Raw genomic sequence first — 19,626 nt, 5'->3', positions numbered from 1 at the left:
TGTGAGCACAGCAACACCGGGCGTGGCCCGGCGCTACCGCTTGCCGTTGCTCCACGCCATGCGTGGATGAGGGCGCAATCAGCCCTTCAGCAACTCGAACTGCACGGCTTCACCGGCCGCCGACGAGGCGCATACCCACACGTCGAACACGCCCGGCTCGGCGCGCAGCACGCCGTCGCGGCCGGTGAACGACAGCTGCTCGCGGGTGAGGGTGAACACCACCTCGGTCGACTCGCCCGGCTGCAGTGCCACCTTGCGGAAGTCCTTCAACTCACGCACAGGACGCACGCGGCTGGCCACGCGGTCATGGATGTACAACTGCACCACTTCCTCGCCGGCCACATCACCGCTGTTGGTCAGCGTGGTGGTGATGGTCAGGGTGTCGTCCCAGCCCAACTGCGCCGCGCTGAGCTGCGGCACGCCGTAGGCGAAGCTGGTGTAGCCGATGCCATGGCCGAACGGGTACAGCGGTTCGTTCGGAATCTCGCGCCAACGGGCCTTGAACTCCGACATGGTCGGCAGTTCCGGGCGACCGGTGCGCGGGTGGTTGTAGAAGTACGGCTGCTGGCCGGATACCTGCGGGAAGCTGACCGGCAGGCGGCCGGACGGACTGTAGTCGCCGAACAGCACATCGGCCACAGCGTGGCCGGTCTGCGTGCCCAGGTACCAGGTCACCGCCACCGCCTGTGCATTGCGCACCGCGCCCTGCAGCGCCAGCGCGCGGCCATTGCGCAGCAGCACCACCAGCGGCTTGCCGGTCATCGCCACGGCCTCGGCCAGCGCCTGCTGGGCCGGCGGCAGGGTGATCTCCACGCGCGACTGCGCTTCACCGCTGTAGCGCTGCGGTTCGCCCAGCGCCAGCACCACCACGTCGGCGCGCAGAGCGGCAGCCACGGCTGCTTCGGTGCCGCCCGGAATGGCAGTTTCCAGTTCGCAGCCCGGCACGATCTCCAGCAGCGCTTCGTCACCGATGGCGGCACGGACGCCGGTTTCCAGATCCACGTAGCGCTGCTTGTCACCGAACAGCGTCCAGCAGCCTTCAATGTTCTCGCGGTCCTGCACGAACGGGCCGATAAGCGCGATTTTCTGCCCGGTCTTCTGCAGCGGCAGCACGTTGTCGCGGTTGTTCAGCAGCACGATCGAACGGCGCGCGGCGTCGCGCGACAGTTCGTCATGCGCGGCGAGGTGCGAGGTATCCGCTTCGCGCGCCGGGTCCAGCGAACGGTACGGGTCGTCGAACAGGCCGATGGTTTCCTTCAGCCACAGGATGCGGCGCACGCCCTCATCCAGCACCGCCATTGGCACCTCGCCGCTCTCGACCAGGCCCGGCAGGTGCTCGGCGTAGAAGCCGCTCTGCATGCTCAGGTCCAGGCCGGCGGTGAATGCCTTGGCGGTGGCATCGCGATCATCGGCGGCATAGCCGTGCGCGACCAGCTCCATGTCGGCGGTGTAATCGGAGATCACCACGCCCGGGAACTTCCATTCGCCGCGCAGGATGTCGGTCAGCAGTTCGGCATTGGCGCTGGCCGGCACGCCGTTGATGTCGTTGAACGAGGACATCACGGTGATCGCGCCGGCGTCGAAGGCGGCCTTGAACGGCGGCAGGTGCACGTCGCGCAGGGTCTGCGGCGAGATGTCCACCATGTTGTATTCCATGCCGGCCATCACCGCGCCATAGGCGGCGAAGTGCTTGGGCGTGGCCAGCAGCGAATCGGCCGCGCGCAGGTCGCTGCCCTGGAAGCCGCGCACGCGGGCGGCGGCGAACGCACAGCCCAGCACCACGTCCTCACCGGCACCTTCGGCGCCACGGCCCCAGCGCTGGTCGCGGGCGATGTCCACGGCCGGTGCGTAGGTCCAGTGCAGGCCGGCGGCGGTGGCCTCGATGGCAGTGGCACGCGCGGTGCGCTCGGCCAGGTCCGGCTCGAAGCTGGCGGCCTCGCCCAGCGGAATCGGGAACACGGTGCGCATGCCGTGGATGACGTCGGCGGCCAGGATCACCGGGATGCCCAGGCGGCTTTCCTCGGTGGCGACCTGCTGGATGCGGCGGCCCAGCTCGGCGCCGACACCATTGAACAGCGAGCCGACCTTGCCCTCGCGCACCTGCTGCAGCACCTGGTCGGCATTGCGCACGTTGGCTTCCGGGTTCACGTCCGGGGCGAACGGGCGGACCATGTCTGCGAAGACACCCAGCTGGCCGACCTTTTCCTCGACGGTCATCTGGGCAATGAGGGATTCGATGCGATCGGAGGCCACCGGCAGTCCTTGATGAAAACGTTTACAAGCCCGGCATTCTAGCGATCCCGAGCCGTTTGGCGAGAGGTTTCTTCATTCAGTTTCAGCCACCAGCGGGGACCGTATGGACCCGCCGGGGGCACCGCAGCTTACTCCGAGCTGGCCAACTGGCGCTGCCCGGCCATCAACATGGCGTCGCTGGAGGCCTGGAACACGCGCAGGCCGAAGGCCGGCAGGATCGCCAGCAGGTGGTCGAAGATGTCCGACTGCACCGCCTCGTACTCGCCCCAGGCGGTGCTACGGGTGAAGCAGTACAGCTCCAGCGGCAGGCCCTCGGTGGTCGGCTGCAGCTGCCGCACCAGCAGGGTCATGTCGGTGTGGATGCCCGGATGGCTGCGCAGGTAGCGCTCCACATAGGCACGGAAGGTGCCCAGGTTGGTCACCCGGCGGCTGTTGACCTCGGCCACACCCTGCTCGCGCAGGCGCCCGTTCCACTGCCCCAGCTCCTGTTCCTTGTCCTGCAAGTAGTCGCGCAGCAGCGCGAACTGGCCGAGGAAGGCCAGGTCGCCCTCGTCCAGGAATCCGACGCTGTGCTGGTCCAGGTACAGCGCGCGCTTGATGCGGCGGCCACCGGCCTCCTGCATGCCGCGCCAGTTCTTGAACGACTCGGTCACCAGCTTCTTGGTCGGGATGGTGGTGATGGTCTTGTCGAAGTTCTGCACGGTGATGGTGTGCAGGGCGATGTCGATCACATCACCATCGGCGTTCTGGCTGGGCATCTCGATCCAGTCGCCGATGCGCACGCGGCCGTCGCCACTGATCTGCACGCTGGCCACCAGCGACAGGATGGTGTCCTGGAAGATCAGCATCAGCACCGCGGTGGCCGCGCCCAGGCCGGTGACCAGTGGCCCCAGGGCGACCCCCAGCAGGGTGGCGATGATGGACAGGCCGGCGGCCACGAACACCACGATCTTGACCACCTGCAGGTAGCCCTTGATCGGCTTGTTGCGTGCGTCGGGCTTGCGCTCGTACAGGCTGTTGGCCGCGTCCAGCGCATGCGAGAACGCCATCGACACGGTCAGTACCGCCCACACGATGCACAGCTTGATGATGACGTTGACCAGGCCCGGCGGCAGGTCGGGGATGAGGGTGATGCCCGAGGCGATCACCTGGCTGGGCACCACGTTGGACAGGCGCGAAATGACCCGCATCAAATGGCTGCCACGCCCGGACTCGGCACCCGGCAGGCGCTGCAGCAGGCGCCGCAGGCCACGCACCAGGATGCGCTTGGTCACCCAGTTGGCCAGGCCCGCTGCGATCAGCAGCGCCGAGATCATCAACGCCAGGTAGGCGCCGGGATAGGGTTCCAGTGTGTTCTGCAGCTTTTCCAGCCACTGTACCGCCACCACCGCGTCCACCATCAGTTGTCTCCTTTCTTCATTGCTGTTGAGGTTGCCGGCCAGCGGCCGGCATGACCGGGTCAGTCCCGCGTGCGCTCGATGATCACGCCCACCGCGCGCGCGCCGCGCACCGCACCGGGCTTGCTCAGCTTCAAGCGCAGCCACTTCACGTCGAACTCCTCCAGTACGATCTGCGCGCAACGCTCGGCCAGGGTCTCGACCAGACCGAATTCCGATTCGCGCACGAACTGCTCCAGGCGCTTGCTCACCGCCTTGTAGTTCAGGGTGTGGGCAATGTCATCGGTAGCCGCAGGGCGACGGTTGTCGAAGCCCATTTCCAGGTCGAACACCAGGTCCTGGCGGATCCGTCGCTCCCAATCGTAGATACCGATCAGGGCGTCGATCGTCAGCCCCTCGATGAAAACCTTGTCCATTGCGCTTACCCGCCCGAATACAGGGGGCCATGGTAACGGCACGGCGGTGACCCTGCCCGGAACGGGCGATGGGTGGCCGGCACGGGGCGGGCCCGGAAAAGACAAAGGGCCCCGCTAGCAGGGCCCTTTGGTACTACCGTTTGTCCCCAGGGGGAGCTGGAATCCAGCCGCGAGTCCCGGTGGCGCAGGCACGCAGATTAGGCAAGGACCAGATCGCCGGTCAAGGCCAATTCCGACAGGGCAGGTCAGGTATTCGCCCGAGGCGAAACGCAGGAAATCAGCCGCGCGGACAACTACGTTCCCTGATGGTGGTCGCCGCCCACTCTCGCGAACATTGAGCCCTCCTTCACCACCGCACATGACGATGGCTCCATACGATGTACTGCGGCGCGCGCTGTCAGCGGAGCGCCTGTCGACTTACGAGAGAATCGCATCGACCTGCAGCCCTGACGTCACTGCCGATTCCCTGTATCTCTGGAACATGCGGATGTGCGGTGCGCTGATGATGCCGGTCCATCTGTGCGAGGTGGTCATTCGCAACGCCGCTGCAGCTGTGCTTACCCGACAGCACGGCCCGCGTTGGCCGTGGAATGATGCCTTCCGACGCAGACTGCCAACTTCATCCAGTACTTCTCCACGCACGGCACTGGAACAACTTGCCAGCCGCGTAACCGATACACCTGAGATCGTCGCCAACCTGCCAATGGTGTTCTGGCAGCAGCTCTTTACATGTCGCTTCGACTCCACCCTGTGGATACCCGCACTTGGTGGGGTTCTACGTCATGCGCCTTCGGCACATCCCAGTGTCATCAGGAAAGCCATCCACGCAGACATTGGACGCATCCGCCACCTGCGCAACCGGATCGCGCACCACGAACCCATCCTGGAACGCGACCTCGGTGCCGACCTGGCCGCGATCGGGCGGCTGATCCACGCCCGCTGCCCGCACACCCTGGGCTGGCTGCAGCGCCATGAGCGGGCGACGACCGTGTTGGCGGCGTCGCCGTTGGCAGGGCGTCGGTAATACGTCCGCCCGGCGTGGCCCGGCGCTGCCGGATCAGACCGCCGGCAGGGTCGCCATGTCCCAGCGCGGGGTCACGTCCACCTTCGGCGGGCTGTGCTGGCCGGCCTGCAGGCGCAGCGCGCCAGCGAAGGCGATCATCGCGCCGTTGTCGGTGCACAGCGCGGGGCGCGGGAAACAGGCGCGGCCGCCGAGACGCTCGGCCATCTGCTGCAGGCGCGCGCGCAGGCGCTTGTTGGCGCCCACGCCGCCAGCCACCACGATCACGTTGGTCCCGGCCGCTTCCAGCGCGCGCTCGCACTTGATCGACAGGGTCTCGACCACCGCGTCTTCAAAGCCACGGGCGATGTCGGCGCGGGTCTGTTCGCTCTGGTCGCTGTCGCGCCAGGCCATCAGCACCTGTGTCTTCAGGCCGGAGAAACTGAAATCCAGCCCGGGGCGGTCGGTCATCGGCCGCGCGAAGCGGTACGCGCCCGGCGTCCCCTGCTCGGCCAGCCTGGCCAGCTGGGGACCACCCGGGTACGGCAGGCCCATCAGCTTGGCGGTCTTGTCGAAGGCCTCGCCGGCCGCATCGTCCAGGGTCTCGCCCAGCAGGCGGTACTGGCCGATGGCGTCCACGGCCACCAGCTGGGTATGGCCGCCGGACACCAGCAGCGCCACGAACGGCGCTTCCGGCGGATCGTCTTCCATCAGCGGGGCCAGCAGGTGGCCTTCCATATGGTGTACGCCTACCGCCGGCACCTCCAGCGCCCAGGCCAGCGAGCGGGCTACGCCGGCGCCCACCAGCAGCGCGCCGACCAGGCCCGGACCCGCCGTATAGGCCACCCCATCGATGTCGTCTACGCCCAGACCGGCGTCGGCCAGGGTCTGGCGCACCAGCGGCAGCAGCTTGCGGACGTGGTCGCGGCTGGCCAGCTCGGGCACTACACCGCCGTACTCGGCATGCAGGGCGATCTGGCTGTAGACCGCGTGGGCGCGCAGGGCCGCGCTGCCGGCCAGGTCGGTGTCATACACCGCCACGCCGGTCTCATCACAGGAAGATTCGATGCCAAGGACTCGCATGCCTGCTATTATGACGCCCCTGCCGCCCCCTCGGGGGATGTGCAGATCTCACTGCTTTCGAACTTCCGGCCCGTATTCAGGGTTGGCCGCTTGCAGTTTGTCTATTCGCCGCTATAATGTGCGGCTCGCCGGGCGTGACCCGGTTCTACTGTGTCCCGGAGATTCCATGCCCAGCGTCAAAGTCCGCGAGAACGAGCCCTTCGAGTTTGCTCTTCGCCGCTTCAAGCGCACTTGCGAAAAGGCCGGTGTGCTGGCCGAAACCCGCAAGCGCGAGTTCTACGAAAAGCCGACCCAGGAGCGCAAGCGCAAGGCCGCCGCTGCTGTGAAGCGTCAGCTGCGCCGCTCGTCGCGCGACGTCACCAAGCGTCAGCGCCTGTACTGATCGGACGCATCTTCATTGCGGCGGGTTTGCCTGTCGCGATGGAGCCGAAGCCGGCACGCGCGAGCGTCGCCGGCTTTTTGCGTTTCCGGGTTCGGGCATCCGCCCCGCCCCACCTACCACCACGAGGTTCCTCATGAGCATGAAGCAGCAGCTCACCGAAGACATGAAGGCCGCCATGAAGGCGGGCGAGAAGCACAAGCTGGGCGTGATCCGCCTGATCAATGCCGCCATCAAGCAGCGCGAAGTGGACGAGCGCATTGAACTGGATGACACCGCCGTGATCGCCGTGCTCGACAAGATGGTCAAGCAGCGCAAGGACTCGGTCAACCAGTACGAGGCCGCCAACCGCGAGGACCTGGCCGAGATCGAGCGCGCCGAGATCGTGGTCATCGAAGCCTACCTGCCGGCGAAGATGGGCGAGGCCGAGATCGTGGCCGCCATCCAGGCCGCCATTGCCGAGACCGGCGCCTCCGGCCCGGCCGACATGGGCAAGCTGATGGGTGCGCTGAAGCCCAAGCTCGCCGGCCAGGCCGACATGGGCCTGGTATCCAAGCTGGTCAAGCAGCTGCTGGCATAAGCCATTGCCGGGGTCGGATCCCTTTCGCATCGCGGAAGGGCTCTGACCCCATTGATGCATCCGCTTCACCGCACCTTCGACCCCCGGCTGCTACAACATCCCCATGGTCGAGCAATCCAACGCCCCCACCGGCTCGCGTCCCCACGGCTTCCCCGCACGGCTTCGCCACTACGCTGACCGCCTGCAGGACAGCTTTCCGATGGCGGTCGCCAAGCGCTTCGTCGAAATCGATGTGCTGACCCAGGCCGCTTCGGTCTCCTTCTACGCCCTGCTGTCGATGGCACCGCTGCTGGTGCTGCTGTTGTGGCTGACCGCCTCGCTGTACCCGCCTGCACAACAGACGTTGATCAGCCAGATTGGCTCGGTGGCCGGCAGCAGCGTGGCCAGCGTCGCCGACACCGTGCTGCACAACGCCAACAGCCAGCCCAGCGTGGGTTCGCTGGCCGGGCTGTGGAGCACACTGCTGCTGTTCATCGGCGCCACCGCCGTGTTCGCCCAGCTGCAGAACGCGCTGAACCGGATCTTCCACACCAGCGGCCAGCGCCTGGAAGGCGTCAAGGCCTGGCTGCGCAAGCGCGTGTTCTCGTTCGGCGTGGTGCTGGCACTGGGCTTCCTGCTGATCCTCTCGATGACCGCCACCACTGCACTGCAGGTGGTGTTCGCGCAGCTGCCCTCGGTGCTGCCGGCGATCGGCTACCTGACCTCGCTGCTGCTCTACACGCTGGCCTTCGCCTTCCTCTACCACTACCTGCCGGACCGCCGCGTGGCGTGGCGCCAGGCCTTCATCGGCGGCGCCATCACCTCGGTGCTGTTCACCCTGGGCCGGTATGGCATCGGCGTCTACATCGCCACCGTGGCCCCGGGCAGCGCTTACGGCTCGATGGGTGCGCTGGTGATCGCACTGGTGTGGATCTACTACGCCACCGCCGTGTTCTTCGTCGGCGCGCTGATGACCGCGGTGATCGACGAGCGCCTGCATGCACGGGCTCAGCTGGCCAAGGCCGGGGTCGAGGCCGAACAGGCCAGTCCCGGCGTCGCCAGCGAGTAAACTAGGGGAACCTGCCGCCCCTGCTGCGCGCCCTGGCGGCCGCGCCCCGTTCTGTTGCCCATGGCCCGTATCCCCGACGCTTTCATCGACGATCTGCTCGCCCGCTCCGACATCGTCGAGGTGGTGGGCAGCCGCGTGCCGTTGAAGCGACAGGGCAAGGAATATGCAGCGCGCTGCCCGTTCCATGACGAGCGCTCGGCGTCGTTCACGGTCTCGCCCACCAAGCAGTTCTATCACTGCTTCGGTTGCGGCGCACACGGCACCGCGATCAGCTTCCTGATGAACTACGACCGCCTCGAGTTCCTCGACGCGGTGGATGAACTGGCCAAGCGCGCAGGCATGGAAGTGCCGCGCAGCGAGAACCCACGCAGCCCCCAGCAGCAGGACGACAGCCGCGAGCTGTATTCGGCGCTTGAGGCGGCCACGAAGTTCTTCCAGAGCAACCTGCAGGGCAGCGAAAAGGCACGCAGCTACCTGGATGGGCGTGGCGTGGACGAAGAGAACCGCGCACGCTTCCAGATCGGCTACGCGCCGGATGGCTACAGCGGCCTGCGCGATGCGCTGGGCAAGGACGAGCGGCGCATGAAACTGCTCGACCGCGCCGGCCTGTTCTCCAAGAACGACCGCGGCCACGTCTACGACAAGTTCCGCGACCGGGTGATGTTCCCGATCTTCGACCGCCGTGGCCGGGTGATCGCCTTCGGCGGCCGCGTGTTCGAGAAGGACGACGGCCCCAAGTACCTCAACTCGCCCGAGACCGCGCTGTTCCACAAGGGCCGCGAGCTGTACGGCCTGTGGCAGGTGCGCCAGGCCAACCAGAAGATCGAGCGGCTGATCGTGGTCGAGGGCTACATGGACGTGGTCTCGCTGTTCCAGTTCGGCGTCACCCAGGCGGTGGCGACGCTGGGCACGGCGACCACGCCGGACCATGCCGAGCTCTTGTTCCGCAACGCGCCGGACGTGTTCTTCTGCTTCGACGGCGACGCCGCCGGCCGCCGTGCTGGCTGGAAGGCGCTGGAGTCGGTGCTGCCGCGCATGAAGGATGGCCGCCAGGCCTTCTTCCTGTTCCTGCCCGATGGCGAGGACCCGGACACCATCGTGCGCAAGGAAGGCGCCGAGGCCTTCAACGAACGCCTGAAGCAGGCCACGCCGCTGTCGCAGTTCTTCTTCGACGAGCTGACCCGCGAGATCAACCTGGGCACGCTGGACGGCAAGGCGCGCCTGGCCGAGCGGGCCAAGCCGATGCTGGCGCAGATTCCCGACGGTGCCTTCGGCGACCTGATGAAGCAGCAGCTGGCGCAGCTGACCGGCCTCGGCGGCAACGCCCAGGCTGCACGCGCTTCGATGCCTCAGCGCCAGCCGGCACGCACTATTCAACCGGTGGCCAAGCGCAGCCTGGTGCGCGGCGCGATCGCCGTGCTGCTGCAGCAGCCGTCGCTGGCACTGACCCTGGGCGGCAAGCATCACTTCCAGGGCCTGCGCCTGCCCGGCGTGGAGCTGCTGCTGGAGCTGCTGGGGCTGGTCGAACAGCGCCCGGACATCAGCACCGGCGCCCTGCTGGAACATTTCGACGGCCGCGAAGAACAGGGCTCGCTGCATACACTGGCGGCACAGACACTGCCCGGCACCGAGGCCAGCTGGACCCAGGAACTGCACGACGCGGTGGCTCAGCTGGAGAAACAGCTGCTGGTGCAACGCCTGGAGGAGTTGTTGGCAAAGCAGCGCCAGCAGGGTCTGGACGATACTGACAAATACGAACTGCGCGAGCTGTTGAAGGCCCGCGCCGGGCTGCGCCTGTAGAGGGGCAGACGCTTTCACGGAGAGGACCATGCTGCTGCGCCTGACCTGCCTGCTGTTGTTGTCGCTCTGCCTGCCGCTGGCCGTCCTGGCCGCGGATACCCCGCTCAATGAAGTCCGCCCCGGCCTGTATGCCGGCGGCCAGCCCAGTGCCGCACAACTGCGCGAACTGGCTGCACAGGGTGTGCGCACGGTGATCGACCTGCGCCAGCCCGACGAAGACCGCGGTTTCGATGAAACCCACGTGGCCGAATCGTTGGGCCTGCGCTATGTGCGCATTCCGGTGGCCGGCGCAGAGGGGCTGGATGCGGCCAATGTGCGCGCCGTGCATCAGGCCCTGCGGCAAAGCCAGGGACCGGTGCTGCTGCACTGCGCCTCCGGCAACCGTGCCGGTGCCGTGCTCGGCTTGGTCAATGCACGTTACGAACACGCCAGCCCGGAACAGGCCCTGCAGCTCGGCCAGCGTGCCGGCCTGAAGTCGCTGGAAGCCGCCACCCGCCAGCGCCTGGCCACGCCATCCATTTCGCCCTGACTCCACCGCACCAAGGACTCTGCCCACCATGACCCGCTGGTGGTCGCGCCTGCGACCGGACAATTTCACCCTCGCCCTGCTGTGCACGGTTGGCCTGGCCTCGCTGCTGCCGATGAAGGGCGCCGCCGCCATCGTCCTTGATGACGTCACCACCGTCGCCATCGCGGCGTTGTTCTTCCTGCACGGCGCGCGCCTGCCACGTGAGTCCATCATCGGCGGCATGCTGCACTGGCGGCTGCACCTGACCATCCTCGCATGCACCTTCATCCTGTTCCCGCTGCTGGGGCTGATGTTCAAGCCACTGTCGGGCTGGCTGCTGACCCCGGAGCTGTACCTGGGCGTGCTGTTCCTGTGCACCCTGCCCTCCACCGTGCAGTCGTCCATCGCGTTCACCTCGATGGCCCGCGGCAACGTGCCCGCAGCAGTGTGCAGCGCTTCACTGTCGAGCATCCTGGGTGTGTTCCTCACCCCGCTGCTGCTGACCGCGCTGGCCGGCACCTCCGGCGGCGTGCAGGATCCGCTGCACGCGATCGGCGGCATCATGCTGCAGCTGCTGGTGCCGTTCGTGGCCGGCCATCTGCTGCGGCCGTGGATTGCCGGCTGGGTGGAGAAGCAGCGTGCACTGCTGCGCTACACCGACCAGGCCACCATCCTGCTGGTGGTGTACTCGGCCTTCGGCGAAGCCGTCACCGAGGGCCTGTGGAGCAAGACGCCGCTGCTGTCACTGCTGGCCGTGGCCGTCGTGGCCGCGGTGCTGCTGGGCATCGCCATGCCGCTGATCACCGTCATCGCCCGCCGCCTGCGCTTCAACCGCGAGGACGAGATCGCCATCGTGTTCTGCGGCTCGAAGAAGAGCCTGGCCACGGGCGTGCCGATCGCCAAGGTGTTGTTCGCTGGTGGCAGCCTCGGTGCCATCGTGCTGCCGGTGATGATCTACCACCAGATCCAGCTGATCGTCTGCGGCGTGATCGCGCAGCGGTATGCGCGGCGCAAGCCCTGACGCGACGAGGAGAACATCCACGCATGGTGTGGATCTACTGTAGAGCCGAGCCCACGCTCGGCTGCTCTTCCAACCACCCCTCAGCTGAGCATGGGCTCGGCTCTACAGGTGGCGCTTTACAACCAGGGCAGGATCCAGTGGTCCACCAGCAGGAAGGCGAACAGCGCCATCAGGTACACGATGGAGTAATAGAACATCTTCATCGAGAACAGTTCGTCCGGCGGGTTCAGCATGCGCCAGGCGTACCAGAGGAACACGGCGTTGAGCACGATCGCGCCGCCCAGGTAGAACGCGCCACTCATGCCCACCAGGTACGGCAGCAGGCAGACCAGTGCCAGCACCACCGAGTACACCATGATCTGCTTGCGGGTGTGCACCACGCCATGGGTCACCGGCAGCATCGGAATTTCCGCCTTGGCGTAGTCCTCGCGGCGGAAGATCGCCAGTGCCCAGAAGTGCGGCGGCGTCCAGATGAAGATGATCAGCACCAGCAGCGACGAGTACGCCCAGTCCGACGAACCCTGCATGCCGGTGACCGCAGCCCAGCCGAGCATCGGCGGCATCGCGCCGGCCAGGCCGCCGATGACGATGTTCTGCGAGGTCGCGCGCTTGAGGTACACGGTGTAGATCACCGCATAACCGATCAGCGAGGCGAAGGTCAGCACCGCAGTGATCAGGTTCACCCACAGCACCAGGATGGTCATCGACACCACGATCAGCACGCCGGCGAACACCAGCACCTGCCACGGCTTGACCTTGCCCACCACCAGCGGACGCCACGAAGTGCGCGCCATCTGCGCATCGATGTGCGCATCCAGCAGCTGGTTGATCGCGGCCGCGGCCGAGGCCGCCAGCCAGATGCCGAGGAAACCGAGCACGCCGGCGCGCACCTGCTCCCAGCTGGGCACGCCGGGGATGGCCAGGACCATGCCGACCAGGGCAGTGAAGACAATGAGGGCGACGACCTTGGGTTTGGTCAGGTCCCAGTACTGGCGGTAATTGGAAAACATGGAATCAGTCCGGGGCACGCAGACGGGCCAGCAGGCTGACCAGCACGAACAACAGGGCAACGGCTACGCCGTTGTGGGCCACCGCCACTTCCAGCGGCAGCGCCAGCTTCACATTGAGGATGCCGAGGGTGACCTGCAGCACCAGCAGCGCGATCAGCGCACTGGCCCAGCCACGCATGCTCGGCAGGCGGAACAGGCGCACGCCCAGCCACAACAGGTAGACCGCCACCACCACCGCGAACAGGCGGTGCGCCATCTGGATGGCGATACGCGAAGCGCCATCCAGCACGCCGCCTTCGTAGTCCACGCCGATGCCACGCCACAGGGTGAAGCCTTCGACGAAGTTGTGCTGCGGCCACCACTGGTTGGCGCAGCGCGGGAAGTTGTCCAGCGAGGCGCTTCCGCCGCCGCAGGCCAGCGCCGCGTAGTTGGCACTGACCCAGCCCCCCAGTGCGATCTGGGTGACCAGCACCGCCACACCGATGCGCAGCATCCACTTCAGCTTCGGTGCTTCGGCCAGGGTGATCGGCATGTGCGTTGCGCGCCAGGCCATCCACACCAGCAGCGCGAACATCAGCATGCCGCCCAGCAGGTGGCCCATCACCACGATGGGTTTCAGCAGCAGGGTCACCGTCCACATGCCCAGCAGGGCCTGGAAGATCACCACCGCCAGGGTCAGCAGGGCAGCGCGCGCCAGGTCGATGTTGCTCCAGCGCAGCGCCGCGATCAGCAGGATCGCCTCGCCTATCAGGGCCAAGGCGCTGGCGGTGCCGTGCCAGCCCATCATGTACAGCGGTATGCCGGCGGCCACCAGCACGCAGGCGGCCACCACCGCCGTGCTTCCAAAGCGGCGCTTGCGCGTGGCCAGCAGCGCCAGGGTCAGGATCTCGATGCCCAGCGCGCCGGCCAGGAAGCGATGCACCTGCTCACGCCAGGCCTTGTGGGTCTCCAGCGGGCGGATCTCCGCTGCCGGATGGCCGATGGTCTCTTCCACGTGCTGCGGCCAGGTGGCCTGTCCATAGCAGGTCGGCCAGTCCGGGCAGCTCAGGCCGGCATCGGACAGGCGCACGAAGGCGCCGAACATGATCGTGCTCGCGGTCATGATCATGGCGAACCACGCCAGGCGGTGGAAATTGCGGTGCAGCGCCGGACGCGCGGAAAGGCTCATCAAACGGGACTCACTTCAGTTTCAGCAACGTGGCCATGTCCTTGCGCAGGCCACCCAGGTCACTGCCGGGGGCATGGCGCATGATCACGAAGCCGTTCGGATCGATCACGTAGACCGGCAGGCCAGCCGGATCGTCGACGCCGGGCAGGGCCGCGCGCAGTGCTGGCGACGGTGCCAGCGGCCGCAGCGCGGGCAGCGAGGCGATCGACGCCGGTGGCGTTCCCAGCCACAGGATTTCGACATTATCGGCGTTATGGCCGAACAGCTGCCACACCTTGCCCAGTCCCTGCGACAAAGTGACGCACTGCGCGTCGCAGACTCCGGCCGGCGCCACCAGCAGGCGCCAGGTACGGGCCTCGGGATTCCACGGATAAGGCTGGCCGCTGGCCAGGGTCGGCGCCTGCTGGCGCAGGTCCACCGGCGGCTTCAGCAGCTGGCCGGCATTGCGGTGCCCGGTGGGCTGCCAGCCGGAGAAGCGCAGCACGGCAGCCAGCGCCATCGCCCCGAAGAACACGGCAAACAGCAGTACCAGGGTCCGGCGGCCAGAGCCGCGCGCCTGCGGGGACGTAGCAGTGTTCATGCGGGGCATTTTCTCATGGTTGGGTACGGGATGCCGGTCGTGCCACGGCGCGCCTCCTGCGCCACTCCAACACCAGCGCAACGACGAGCACGGTCAGGGCCAGGCCGAACCACTGCACGGCGTAGCCCAGATGACGCTGCGGCGGCAAGGTGTTCGGCAGCAGGTCCAGATCACGTTCGTCGCCGAAGGGCAGCGCCGGGTCCAGGCGCAGTACACGATCGGGAAGTGACTGCACCCCCAGCGCCCGGGCCAGGCCTCCGGCCGGCAACCGGCTGGCCAGCCAGCGGCCCGCTTCATCGGTGGTGGAGAACGCCGGGCCCAGTGCCAGTCCCGCTGACGGCGGCGGCGCCAGCAACCCACGTACGGCCACCGGCGAAGGTGGCGACGGCACATCCGGCAGGGTGCGATCAGGCGGCAGCGCGCGCCATCCCAGATCGACCAGCAACACACTGCCCTCGTCACTGCGGAACGGGCGGTAGATCTTCACGCCGGCACGGCCGTGCCGGGTCTGGTTATCCAGCAGCACCACGCCGGGCAGGAAGCGACCGTGGTCGGCCACGCCGTGCAACGCACCGGGCGCTGCCAGCGCCTGCGCCAACGACAGTACCTGCGCTGCGGCTGGACCCTGTGCATCCAACATTGCCTGTTTGGCATGCATGCGCTGCAGCTGCCACAGCCCCAATGCGGTGAAACCGGCCATTGCCAGCACGGCCAGCAGCCATCCGAGCACGCGCGTGTGCTGGCGCATCATGACAAGTCCGCGCAAACGCGGTCAGATAGGCACATCCACCCTGCCCTCGAGCCGCGCATGAGTGATTCGCTGAAGACCCTGCTGGTAATCGCGTTTCTGATCGTCATCGTCTGGAATCTGGGCGCCGGCCTGTATTACCTGCTGGTCGACCGCGGCCAGACCAAGCGCACGGTCAACGCACTGACACGCCGCATCGGGCTGTCGGTGGCCTTGATCGTACTGGTGATCGTGAGCATCTACATGGGCTGGATCAAACCGCACGGCATCGGCGGCTGAGGCCACCGATGCGTGCGCGGTCAAAGCACGTAGACGAACATGAAGAGCATCAGCCACACCACGTCGACGAAGTGCCAGTACCACGCGGCGGCTTCGAAACCGAAATGGTTGTCGCGGGTGAAGTGTCCCTTGGCCGAACGCAGCCACATCACGATCAGCATGATCGTGCCCAGCAGCACGTGCGCGCCGTGGAAGCCGGTCAGCATGAAGAACGTCGAACCATAGATACCCGAGCCGAGCGTCAGGTTCAGTTCCTTGTAGGCGTGGATGTACTCCTCCGCCTGCAGGGTCAGGAAGCCGAGGCCGAGCACCACGGTCAGGCCCAGCCAGATCAGCAGCTGGCGGCGGTTGCCGGCCTTCAGTGCATGGTGGGCGATGGTCAGGGTCACGCCGGAGGTGAGCAGGATCAGCGTGTTGATCAGCGGCAGGCCCCAGGCCGGGATGGTCTGGAACGCACCGCCGATCGCCGCCGGGCCATTGGTCGGCCATCCTGCCGAATAGCCCTGCCAGAGCAGTTCGTTGGTCATCACCCCGCGGCCTTCGCCGCTGAGCCACGACAGGCCCAGGTTGCGGGTGTAGAACAGCGCGCCGAAGAAGGCGCCGAAGAACATCACCTCGGAGAAGATGAACCAGATCATCCCCATCCGGAACGAACCATCGACCTGGTGGTTGTAGTTGCCGGCCTGCGACTCGCGCACCACGTCGCTGAACCACCAGAACAGGGTCAGCACCAGCATCGCGATGCCGATGTAGAACGTCCAGCGTCCCCAGCTGGCATCGTTGAGCCAGCTGGCCACGCCCACCATGGTCACCATCATCGCGATGGAACCCACGAACGGCCATTTGCTCTGGGCCGGGACGAAGTACACGTTGGCGTCGGTCGGTGTCTGGGCCATGTCGGTATCCGGGTCAGGGTGCGGCGTGCGCGCCTTCCGAGGTGGCGGCCGGGGCCAGCCGATCGGACAGCGCGTCGTTGCGGTAGAAGGTGTAGGACAAGGTGATCGTCCTGATCTCCGGCGGCAGATCCGGATCGACGATGAATCGCACCGGCATGTCGCGCTTCTCGCCAGCCTGCAGCGTCTGCGCGGTGAAACAGAAACATTCGGTCTTGCTGAAGAAGCCCGAGGCACGCGCCGGCGCCACCGAAGGCACCGCACTGCCGACCACCGCCTGCTGGCTGTCGTTGCGTGCGAAGTACAACGCTTCGTTGAGTTCGCCGGGCACCACGTCCATGGTCAGCTGTTCGGGATGGAACGACCACGGCAGGCGCGAGTTGACGCCGCCATCGAATTCCACCCGTACGGTGCGCTTGCCGGACGCCGCACCCGCACTGGCTTCGCTGCCGGGGCCGCGCTCCAGTCGCACGCCGAACACCTTCTCGCAGGCGATGCGATACAGCGGCACCAGCGAGAAGGTCAGCAGGAACACCGCCACCGCCACGCCGATCAGGCGCGGCAGCCCGGCACTGCGTGAGGTCGCGGTGGCCGATGCGTCGCTCATCGGCCGATCACCCCACTGAGGATGAAACCGACGTAGACCAGCACAGCGATGGCGCCGACCCACATCGCCGTGCGCCTGGCGCGCCGGCGTTGCTGTTCGATGCCGTTTTCCGGGGCGTCGCCCGGGCTGTTGTAGAGCCGAGCCATGCTCGGCTGCTTTTCGTCAGCCGAGCATGGCTCGACTCTACAGATCTGCAGCGGGCTCTCGTTATGCATGCCCCACCTCAGTGCGTGATGTCGTCATGCGCCAGATCCCCCGGACGGATGGTCGGCGGCGTGGTGAAGGTGTGCGCCGGTGCCGGCGATGGCAGCGTCCACTCCAGCCCACGTGCGCCTTCCCAGGAACGCGCCTCGGCCTTCTCGCCATTGCGCAGCGAGGACAGCAGGATCGCGGCCATCATGAACGGCGTGACGAACATGCCGAACGCACCGATCGAGCTGATCAGGTTCCAGTCGGCGAAGGCCACGCTGTAATCGGGAATACGGCGCGGCATGCCGGCCAGGCCGAGGAAGTGCTGCGGGAAGAACAGCAGGTTGACGAACACGATCGACCACCAGAAGTGCACCTTGGCCCACTTCTCGCTGTACATGCGCCCGGTCCACTTCGGCCACCAGTAGTACACCGCGGCAATCAGCGCGAACACCGCGCCGGTCACCAGCACGTAGTGGAAGTGGGCGACCACGAAGTAGGTGTCGTGATACTGGAAGTCGGCCGCCACGATCGCCAGCATCAGGCCGGAGAAGCCGCCGATGGTGAACAGGATGACGAAGGCCACCGACCACAGCATCGGCGCTTCGAACGTCAGCGAGCCGCGCCACATGGTGCTGACCCAGTTGAACACCTTCACGCCGGTCGGGATCGAGATCAGCATGGTGGCGAACATGAAGTAGATCTCGCCACCCAGCGGCATGCCCACGGTGAACATGTGGTGGGCCCAGACGATGAACGACAGGAACGCGATCGCGGCGGTGGCGTACACCATCGCCTGATAGCCGAACAGCGGCTTGCGGCTGAAGGTCGGGATGATCTCGCTGACCACGCCGAAGGCGGGCAGGATCATGATGTAGACCTCGGGGTGCCCGAAGAACCAGAAGATGTGCTGGTACATCACCGGGTCACCGCCACCGGCGGCATTGAAGAAGCTGGTGCCGAAGAACTTGTCGGTCAGCAGCATGGTCACCGCACCGGCCAGCACCGGCATCACCGCAATCAGCAGGAAGGCGGTGATCAGCCAGGCCCAGCAGAAGATCGGCATCTTCAGAAGGTCGATGCCTGGCGCACGCATGTTGAGCACGGTGGCGATGATGTTGATCGCGCCCATGATCGAACTGATGCCGGCCACGTGGATGGCGAACACGCTGAAGGCGACGTTGTAGCCACCCTGCAGCGACAGCGGCGGGTACAGGGTCCAGCCACCGGCCGGTGCACCACCGGGCAGGAACAGGGTCAGCAGCAGCAGGCTGAAGGCCACCGGCAGCAGCCAGAACGACCAGTTGTTCATGCGCGGCAGCGCCATGTCCGGCGCGCCGATCTGCAGCGGGATCATCCAGTTGGCCAGGCCCACGAAGGCCGGCATCACGCCACCGAAGATCATCACCAGCGCATGCACGGTGGTCATCTGGTTGAAGAACTCGGGCTTGACGAACTGCAGGCCCGGCTGCGCCAGCTCGGCGCGGATCACCACGCTCATCGCCGCACCGATGATGAACATGATGAAGCTGAAACCGAGGTACAGCGTGCCGATGTCCTTGTGGTTGGTCGAGAAGAACCAACGCTCGAAGAAGCTCTGGTGGTGATGGTGATCGTCGTGCCCAACTGCCGAGTGCGCCATTGCAAAACACCTCTCAGAATCGGTTGTCACCACGGCCGCGAGCGGCCGCGGGCTTTACATCACGCGCCGCTGGCTGCGGTGGCAGGTGCGCTGCCCGCTTCTGCAGCAGCAGGCGCAGCCGGTGCTTCGCCCGCCGGTGCAGTCGGTTCGGTCGGTTCGGCCGGTGCCGCAGGTGCCGCCGGCGTGGCAGGCGCCGCAGGCTTGCGCTGCGCCAGCCACTGCTTGAAGTCTTCCTTGGACACCGCCTCGACCACGATCGGCATGAAGCCGTGGTCCTTGCCGCACAGCTCTGCGCACTGCCCGCGGTACACGCCGGGCTGCTCGATGCTGGTCCAGGCTTCGTTGATGAAGCCGGGGATGGCGTCCTGCTTCCAGCCCAACGCCGGTACCCACCAGGCGTGGATCACGTCGTCGGAGGTGATGACGAAACGCACCTTGGTATCGACCGGCAGCACCAGGCGGTTGTCGACATCCAGCAGGTAGTGCGGATGGCTCTCGCGGGTCGGCACGACGCCGCTCTGCCGCACACGGTCGGACTCGCGGTCCAGGCGGCTGGTGAAGGTGACGTTCTCGCCGAGGTATTCGTACTTCCACATCCACTGGTAGCCGGTGACCTTCACCGTCATCTCGGCATCGCGGGTGTCGTACATCTTGATCAGGTTGGCCGTGGCCGGCCAGGCCATCACGATCAGGATGATCACCGGGATCACCGTCCAGATCACCTCGGCCTTGGTGTTGTGGCTGAAGGTGGCGGCGACCGCGCCCTTGGATTTGCGGAACTTGAACATGGCGTAGGCCATCGCCCCGAACACGATGACGCCGATCACCGTGCAGATGATCAACGACAGGTTGTTCGATTCCCAGGCCAGGCGCGAGGTCTGGGTCACCCCCTTGCCCATGTTCAGCTGCCACGGCTTGGGATCGGCCGCCTGGGCCCAGGCCAACGCCGGCATCAGTCCCCCGGTCGCCAGCACTGCGGCAACCGCGTTCACGCACTTCGTGCCCCACCTGCTGCTTTGCTTCAT

Annotated in this window: 21 protein-coding genes; 8 read left to right on the top strand and 13 right to left on the bottom strand. The window is 66.5% G+C overall.

The features are described 5' to 3' along the window. Positions 1-78 precede the first annotated feature (78 nt). The 3 genes from M1L61_RS01860 to folB all read right to left on the bottom strand — a co-directional run bounded on the left by M1L61_RS01860 (position 79) and on the right by folB (position 4,066). The gene (locus M1L61_RS01860; protein ID WP_224328890.1) at positions 79-2,253 is read right to left on the bottom strand and encodes a glycoside hydrolase family 3 N-terminal domain-containing protein; all 2,175 of its coding nucleotides are present in this window, start codon (positions 2,251-2,253) and stop codon (positions 79-81) included. Positions 2,254-2,381: 128 nt separating this feature from the next. After that, on the bottom strand, positions 2,382-3,653 hold the full coding sequence (locus M1L61_RS01855) for a mechanosensitive ion channel domain-containing protein (RefSeq protein ID WP_241886081.1): 1,272 nt from the start codon (positions 3,651-3,653) through the stop codon (positions 2,382-2,384). Between the two features lie 59 nt (positions 3,654-3,712). Beyond that, positions 3,713-4,066, bottom strand: a complete 354-nt coding sequence (gene folB / locus M1L61_RS01850; protein ID WP_010484221.1) for a dihydroneopterin aldolase — start codon at positions 4,064-4,066, stop codon at positions 3,713-3,715. A gap of 358 nt (positions 4,067-4,424) precedes the next feature. Here folB and M1L61_RS01845 point away from each other — a divergent pair, with 358 nt between their 5' ends. Further along, positions 4,425-5,090 carry a hypothetical protein gene (locus M1L61_RS01845; RefSeq protein WP_049454524.1) on the top strand — a complete coding sequence of 222 codons (666 nt, stop codon included), beginning with the start codon at positions 4,425-4,427 and terminating at the stop codon, positions 5,088-5,090. Between the two features lie 33 nt (positions 5,091-5,123). On the opposite strand, the gene tsaD is transcribed toward M1L61_RS01845, so the two are convergent. After that, positions 5,124-6,149, bottom strand: coding sequence for a tRNA (adenosine(37)-N6)-threonylcarbamoyltransferase complex transferase subunit TsaD (gene tsaD, locus M1L61_RS01840; RefSeq protein WP_010484223.1), 1,026 nt, complete (start codon positions 6,147-6,149; stop codon positions 5,124-5,126). A gap of 166 nt (positions 6,150-6,315) precedes the next feature. Here tsaD and rpsU point away from each other — a divergent pair, with 166 nt between their 5' ends. From rpsU to M1L61_RS01810, 6 genes are all read left to right on the top strand, one after another. After that, on the top strand, positions 6,316-6,531 hold the full coding sequence (gene rpsU / locus M1L61_RS01835; protein ID WP_002808376.1) for a 30S ribosomal protein S21: 216 nt from the start codon (positions 6,316-6,318) through the stop codon (positions 6,529-6,531). A 133-nt stretch (positions 6,532-6,664) separates the two neighbouring features. Further along, entirely contained in the window at positions 6,665-7,108 is a 444-nt protein-coding gene (locus M1L61_RS01830) for a GatB/YqeY domain-containing protein (RefSeq protein WP_043400028.1), read from the top strand. A gap of 103 nt (positions 7,109-7,211) precedes the next feature. After that, entirely contained in the window at positions 7,212-8,156 is a 945-nt protein-coding gene (locus tag M1L61_RS01825) for a YihY/virulence factor BrkB family protein (protein WP_019336363.1), read from the top strand. Positions 8,157-8,216: 60 nt separating this feature from the next. Then, positions 8,217-9,956, top strand: coding sequence for a DNA primase (dnaG, locus tag M1L61_RS01820; protein ID WP_049412301.1), 1,740 nt, complete (start codon positions 8,217-8,219; stop codon positions 9,954-9,956). A 28-nt stretch (positions 9,957-9,984) separates the two neighbouring features. Then, positions 9,985-10,485 (top strand): protein tyrosine phosphatase family protein, encoded by a 501-nt coding sequence (locus tag M1L61_RS01815; RefSeq protein WP_010484227.1) that lies wholly within the window; start codon positions 9,985-9,987, stop codon positions 10,483-10,485. Between the two features lie 28 nt (positions 10,486-10,513). Continuing rightward, positions 10,514-11,485 (top strand): bile acid:sodium symporter family protein, encoded by a 972-nt coding sequence (locus tag M1L61_RS01810; protein ID WP_126560948.1) that lies wholly within the window; start codon positions 10,514-10,516, stop codon positions 11,483-11,485. A gap of 116 nt (positions 11,486-11,601) precedes the next feature. On the opposite strand, the gene cyoE is transcribed toward M1L61_RS01810, so the two are convergent. The 4 genes from cyoE to M1L61_RS01790 are packed head-to-tail and all read right to left on the bottom strand — an operon-like array spanning position 11,602 to position 14,994. Next, the gene (gene cyoE / locus M1L61_RS01805) at positions 11,602-12,495 is read right to left on the bottom strand and encodes a heme o synthase (RefSeq protein WP_197656745.1); all 894 of its coding nucleotides are present in this window, start codon (positions 12,493-12,495) and stop codon (positions 11,602-11,604) included. A 4-nt stretch (positions 12,496-12,499) separates the two neighbouring features. Continuing rightward, a complete protein-coding gene (locus tag M1L61_RS01800) occupies positions 12,500-13,663 on the bottom strand; it encodes a COX15/CtaA family protein (RefSeq protein WP_197597680.1) in 1,164 nt (387 codons plus the stop codon). 10 nt (positions 13,664-13,673) lie between these two features. Next, on the bottom strand, positions 13,674-14,243 hold the full coding sequence (locus tag M1L61_RS01795) for a hypothetical protein (protein ID WP_026347289.1): 570 nt from the start codon (positions 14,241-14,243) through the stop codon (positions 13,674-13,676). A gap of 13 nt (positions 14,244-14,256) precedes the next feature. Beyond that, positions 14,257-14,994 carry an SURF1 family protein gene (locus M1L61_RS01790; RefSeq protein ID WP_049454539.1) on the bottom strand — a complete coding sequence of 246 codons (738 nt, stop codon included), beginning with the start codon at positions 14,992-14,994 and terminating at the stop codon, positions 14,257-14,259. A gap of 57 nt (positions 14,995-15,051) precedes the next feature. Here M1L61_RS01790 and M1L61_RS01785 point away from each other — a divergent pair, with 57 nt between their 5' ends. Continuing rightward, a complete protein-coding gene (locus M1L61_RS01785; protein WP_053442409.1) occupies positions 15,052-15,270 on the top strand; it encodes a twin transmembrane helix small protein in 219 nt (72 codons plus the stop codon). A 20-nt stretch (positions 15,271-15,290) separates the two neighbouring features. Here M1L61_RS01785 and M1L61_RS01780 read toward each other — a convergent pair whose 3' ends face one another. Genes M1L61_RS01780 through coxB form a run of 5 tightly spaced genes read right to left on the bottom strand, consistent with a single transcriptional unit; the run spans position 15,291 to position 19,626 of the window. Further along, entirely contained in the window at positions 15,291-16,166 is an 876-nt protein-coding gene (locus M1L61_RS01780) for a cytochrome c oxidase subunit 3 (protein WP_005412024.1), read from the bottom strand. A 13-nt stretch (positions 16,167-16,179) separates the two neighbouring features. Further along, positions 16,180-16,770, bottom strand: a complete 591-nt coding sequence (locus M1L61_RS01775; protein WP_053442408.1) for a cytochrome c oxidase assembly protein — start codon at positions 16,768-16,770, stop codon at positions 16,180-16,182. Further along, positions 16,767-16,985 carry a hypothetical protein gene (locus M1L61_RS01770; RefSeq protein WP_010484236.1) on the bottom strand — a complete coding sequence of 73 codons (219 nt, stop codon included), beginning with the start codon at positions 16,983-16,985 and terminating at the stop codon, positions 16,767-16,769. Before M1L61_RS01770 ends, M1L61_RS01775 begins: the two co-directional genes overlap by 4 nt. An 8-nt stretch (positions 16,986-16,993) precedes the next feature. Further along, entirely contained in the window at positions 16,994-18,601 is a 1,608-nt protein-coding gene (gene ctaD, locus M1L61_RS01765; RefSeq protein WP_005407790.1) for a cytochrome c oxidase subunit I, read from the bottom strand. Between the two features lie 59 nt (positions 18,602-18,660). Next, positions 18,661-19,626 carry a cytochrome c oxidase subunit II gene (coxB, locus tag M1L61_RS01760; protein ID WP_053442407.1) on the bottom strand — a complete coding sequence of 322 codons (966 nt, stop codon included), beginning with the start codon at positions 19,624-19,626 and terminating at the stop codon, positions 18,661-18,663.

This window comes from Stenotrophomonas sp. NY11291, assembly GCF_023277365.1.
Classification (GTDB): domain Bacteria; phylum Pseudomonadota; class Gammaproteobacteria; order Xanthomonadales; family Xanthomonadaceae; genus Stenotrophomonas; species Stenotrophomonas geniculata.
Note: the sequence above shows the minus strand (reverse complement) of the source record. Positions and strands in the feature narration are given on the sequence as shown.

What these genes read in the sequence shown, in the direction of transcription:
- M1L61_RS01855 (WP_241886081.1), bottom strand. Translation starts at nt 3,653, where the DNA reads ATGGTGGACGCGGTGGTGGCGGTACAGTGGCTGGAAAAGCTGCAGAAC.
- folB (WP_010484221.1), bottom strand. Translation starts at nt 4,066, where the DNA reads ATGGACAAGGTTTTCATCGAGGGGCTGACGATCGACGCCCTGATCGGT.
- M1L61_RS01845 (WP_049454524.1), top strand. Translation starts at nt 4,425, where the DNA reads ATGACGATGGCTCCATACGATGTACTGCGGCGCGCGCTGTCAGCGGAG.
- tsaD (WP_010484223.1), bottom strand. Translation starts at nt 6,149, where the DNA reads ATGCGAGTCCTTGGCATCGAATCTTCCTGTGATGAGACCGGCGTGGCG.
- rpsU (WP_002808376.1), top strand. Translation starts at nt 6,316, where the DNA reads ATGCCCAGCGTCAAAGTCCGCGAGAACGAGCCCTTCGAGTTTGCTCTT.
- M1L61_RS01830 (WP_043400028.1), top strand. Translation starts at nt 6,665, where the DNA reads ATGAGCATGAAGCAGCAGCTCACCGAAGACATGAAGGCCGCCATGAAG.
- M1L61_RS01825 (WP_019336363.1), top strand. Translation starts at nt 7,212, where the DNA reads ATGGTCGAGCAATCCAACGCCCCCACCGGCTCGCGTCCCCACGGCTTC.
- dnaG (WP_049412301.1), top strand. Translation starts at nt 8,217, where the DNA reads ATGGCCCGTATCCCCGACGCTTTCATCGACGATCTGCTCGCCCGCTCC.
- M1L61_RS01815 (WP_010484227.1), top strand. Translation starts at nt 9,985, where the DNA reads ATGCTGCTGCGCCTGACCTGCCTGCTGTTGTTGTCGCTCTGCCTGCCG.
- M1L61_RS01810 (WP_126560948.1), top strand. Translation starts at nt 10,514, where the DNA reads ATGACCCGCTGGTGGTCGCGCCTGCGACCGGACAATTTCACCCTCGCC.
- cyoE (WP_197656745.1), bottom strand. Translation starts at nt 12,495, where the DNA reads ATGTTTTCCAATTACCGCCAGTACTGGGACCTGACCAAACCCAAGGTC.
- M1L61_RS01800 (WP_197597680.1), bottom strand. Translation starts at nt 13,663, where the DNA reads ATGAGCCTTTCCGCGCGTCCGGCGCTGCACCGCAATTTCCACCGCCTG.
- M1L61_RS01795 (WP_026347289.1), bottom strand. Translation starts at nt 14,243, where the DNA reads ATGAACACTGCTACGTCCCCGCAGGCGCGCGGCTCTGGCCGCCGGACC.
- M1L61_RS01790 (WP_049454539.1), bottom strand. Translation starts at nt 14,994, where the DNA reads ATGATGCGCCAGCACACGCGCGTGCTCGGATGGCTGCTGGCCGTGCTG.
- M1L61_RS01785 (WP_053442409.1), top strand. Translation starts at nt 15,052, where the DNA reads ATGAGTGATTCGCTGAAGACCCTGCTGGTAATCGCGTTTCTGATCGTC.
- M1L61_RS01780 (WP_005412024.1), bottom strand. Translation starts at nt 16,166, where the DNA reads ATGGCCCAGACACCGACCGACGCCAACGTGTACTTCGTCCCGGCCCAG.
- M1L61_RS01775 (WP_053442408.1), bottom strand. Translation starts at nt 16,770, where the DNA reads ATGAGCGACGCATCGGCCACCGCGACCTCACGCAGTGCCGGGCTGCCG.
- M1L61_RS01770 (WP_010484236.1), bottom strand. Translation starts at nt 16,985, where the DNA reads ATGCATAACGAGAGCCCGCTGCAGATCTGTAGAGTCGAGCCATGCTCG.
- ctaD (WP_005407790.1), bottom strand. Translation starts at nt 18,601, where the DNA reads ATGGCGCACTCGGCAGTTGGGCACGACGATCACCATCACCACCAGAGC.
- coxB (WP_053442407.1), bottom strand. Translation starts at nt 19,626, where the DNA reads ATGAAGCAAAGCAGCAGGTGGGGCACGAAGTGCGTGAACGCGGTTGCC.